The sequence below is a fragment of the Streptomyces mayonensis genome (genome assembly GCF_018982965.1).
Lineage (GTDB): Bacteria > Actinomycetota > Actinomycetes > Streptomycetales > Streptomycetaceae > Streptomyces > Streptomyces mayonensis.
This window is the reverse complement of the sequence record NZ_JACBYP010000245.1, coordinates 1-2,757: the sequence shown is the minus strand read 5'-3', so window position 1 is coordinate 2,757 and position 2,757 is coordinate 1. Positions and strand designations below refer to the sequence as shown.

The window sequence follows — 2,757 nt, the reverse complement described above, 5'->3', positions numbered from 1 at the left end:
GGCGCGGCAAACGCCTCGGCCCCGTCCGGCGCCGGTCGGGTGACCGGGCCGCACGGGACCGAGGCGGCTGCGCGTGTGCGGGCCGCTCCTACTGGTTCTGCGGCGGCAGCGCGGCGACGAAGGGGTGGTCGCGCTCGATCAGCCCCAGCTTGCTGGCGCCGCCCGGCGAACCGAGCTCGTCGAAGAACTCGACGTTCGCCTTGTAGTAGTCCTTCCACTCCTCCGGAGTGTCGTCCTCGTAGAAGATCGCCTCGACCGGGCAGACCGGCTCACAGGCACCACAGTCGACGCATTCGTCCGGGTGGATGTACAAGGACCGCTGGCCCTCGTAGATGCAGTCGACCGGGCACTCCTCGATGCACGCCTTGTCCTTCACGTCGACACAAGGCTGCGCGATGACGTAGGTCACGCTGTCGTTCCTCCTAGATAGGGCGCTGGCGGGCCTCCTCAGGCTCCGCCGCCTGGCGCGCGGGAGCGCGGCGTCGTCGATGCCCGCCCCTAGTATCTCCGTTCTTGGGCATGATCCGAACAGGAGGGGTGGACCGACCCGTGGAAATCTCGGCCGCTGGGCGTCTTGAGGTCCGTATCACCGCTGCTGACGTGGGCAAACGAGTCTCCGTACGGCGCTTGAGGGAACCCGGTGTCACGGAGGAGAAGTTCACCGACACGGTGGGTGTTCTCACATCATGGACCGACGGTGTGTTGCTGATCACACGAAAGAGTGGTGAGTCGGTCCGTGTCGCGGAGTCCGCGCTCGTCGCCGGCAAGGTCGTGCCGTCCGCACCCGCCCGCCGGCGCGGTCCGGCCGCGTCCTTCGGGGAACTGGCCCGGGTCACCGCGCGGGCCTGGCGTCCGGTGGAGAGCGAGTGGCTGGGCGAATGGGAACTGCGGGCGGCTTCCGGGTTCACGCGGCGGGCCAACTCGGTGCTTCCGACGGGTGATCCGGGGCTGCCGCTCGACGAGGCGCTGACGGCCGTACGGCGCTGGTACGCCGGGCGCGGTCTGCCCGCGTACGTCCAGACCGCCACCGGTGCGGAGGGCGCGCAGGAAACGCTGTGCGCCGAGTTGGAGCGGCGGGGGTGGGTGCGCGAGGTGACGGCCGAGGTGTGGACGGGCGCCCTGGCGCCGGTCGCCGACCTGGCCGAGGGTGCCGGTGTGGTGCTGTCCCGGGAGGCGGACGAGGCGTGGCTGGCGCGGTACCAGCGCAAGGGCGTGAGCGAGGTGGCCCTGCGGGTGCTGGGCAGTGGTCCGTCGGTGTGGTTCGCGACGGTGCCCGGTGCGGACGGGGACGCCCCGGCGGCGATCGGGCGGTGCGTCGTGGACGGCCGGTGGGCCTCCTTCGCTGCCGTCGAGGTCGACCCCGCGCAGCGGCGCCGGGGGCTCGCGACCGCCGTGCTGGCGGCGCTGGCCCGGCGGGCGCTGGACGAGGGCGCGTCGGCCGCGTGGCTGCAGGTCGAGACGGACAACGCGGGTGCGCGGGCCCTGTACGCCCGGATGGGCTTCTCGGCTCACCACGCGTACCACCACTACCGGGAGCCGCGTACCACCACTGCCGGGAGCCCGTGACCGCCGGAACGCACCAGTAGCCCCGGAAGCCGGAAGCACCGGGCAACCGATCGCCGCGAGACGCAAGACGCGAGACGCGAGACGCGAGACGCGAGACCGCAGTGAACCGCCGTGAAAGGGCACGAGCCAGCCATGCGTCACCCCCGCCCCCCGCAGCCCCCGCCACCGGAACGCTCCGCCGAACTGCGCCGCCGTTTCGCCGAGGAGGCGCGCTCCGAGCGGCCCGACCTGTCCACGCTGTGCCTGCTGGTGGGCGCGGAGGGGGACGGCTCGCTGGACGAGTCGGGCCTGGACGCCGCGCAGGTGGAGCTGGACCGGCTGGCCGGGGAGCTGCCGTTCCGGCCGGGTACGCCCCGGGCGTGGGCCGTGGCACTGCGGGACCTGCTCGGTGAGCGGTACGGGTTCCACGGGGTCGCCGCCGACTACCGGCGGCTGGAGTCGTCGCTGCTGCACGCGGTGCTGCGGCGCCGGCGCGGGCTGCCGATCCTGCTGTCGGTGGTGTGGATGGAAGTGGCGCGGCGGGCGGGCGCGCCGGTGTACGGGGTCGCCCTGCCGGGGCACTTCGTGGTCGGGTTCGGCGCGGAGCCGGGGCTCGCGTCCGGCGCCGCGGCCGGAGTGGGGGAACGGGTGCTCGTCGATCCGTTCGACGGCGGGCGGCTGCTCAGCGGCAACGACGCGGAGGTGCTGGTCGCGGGGGCGACCGGGGCGGGGCTGACGCCGTCGATGCTGGAGCCCGCGGCGCCGTTGGACGTGGTGACGCGGGTGCTGAACAACGTACGCGCGTGGGCGGCGGGTCGGCCTGAGCAGTCGGCGGTGGGGCTGTGGGCGATCGAGCTGGCACTGCTGCTGCCCTCGCATCCGGCGCGGTTGCGGTACGAGCGGGCGCGGCTGCTGGTGGAGCGCGGGGAGTTCACGGCGGGCGCCGCGGCGTTGGAGGCGTACGCGGAGGTGGTGGGGGCCGTGGACGAGGCGGTCGCCGAAGAGGTCCGGGGGGAGGCGCGGGCGGCCCGGGCGCTGTTGAACTGACCGTCGTTGCGGGGGCCGCGCGAGGGACGCAGCCGGTGATGGGGCGGTTTGGCCCGGGGGGCCCCCCCGGGGGGCCGGGGGGGGGCCCCGGGCCGGGGCCCCCCCCCCCAGGGGGGCGGGGGGGGGGGGGCCCCCCCGGCGGGGGAGGGGGAGGCGCCGCATTAG

General features: G+C 74.5%; 3 protein-coding genes. 2 read left to right on the top strand and 1 reads right to left on the bottom strand.

Annotated elements, in window-relative coordinates:
- Window positions 1-88: 88 nt before the first annotated feature.
- Window positions 89-409 (bottom strand): ferredoxin, encoded by a 321-nt coding sequence (gene fdxA / locus HZS56_RS37600; RefSeq protein ID WP_003973842.1) that lies wholly within the window; start codon window positions 407-409, stop codon window positions 89-91.
- 140 nt (window positions 410-549) lie between these two features.
- On the opposite strand from fdxA, the gene HZS56_RS37595 reads away from it, so the two are divergent.
- Both HZS56_RS37595 and HZS56_RS37590 read left to right on the top strand, forming a co-directional pair.
- Window positions 550-1,566, top strand: coding sequence for a GNAT family N-acetyltransferase (locus tag HZS56_RS37595; protein WP_216725291.1), 1,017 nt, complete (start codon window positions 550-552; stop codon window positions 1,564-1,566).
- Between the two features lie 132 nt (window positions 1,567-1,698).
- Window positions 1,699-2,592, top strand: coding sequence for a transglutaminase-like domain-containing protein (locus HZS56_RS37590; protein ID WP_216725290.1), 894 nt, complete (start codon window positions 1,699-1,701; stop codon window positions 2,590-2,592).
- Window positions 2,593-2,757 lie beyond the last annotated feature (165 nt).

Excerpts from the sequence above, each read along its gene's own strand:
- HZS56_RS37590 (WP_216725290.1), top strand. The coding sequence starts at position 1,699 with ATGCGTCACCCCCGCCCCCCGCAGCCCCCGCCACCGGAACGCTCCGCC.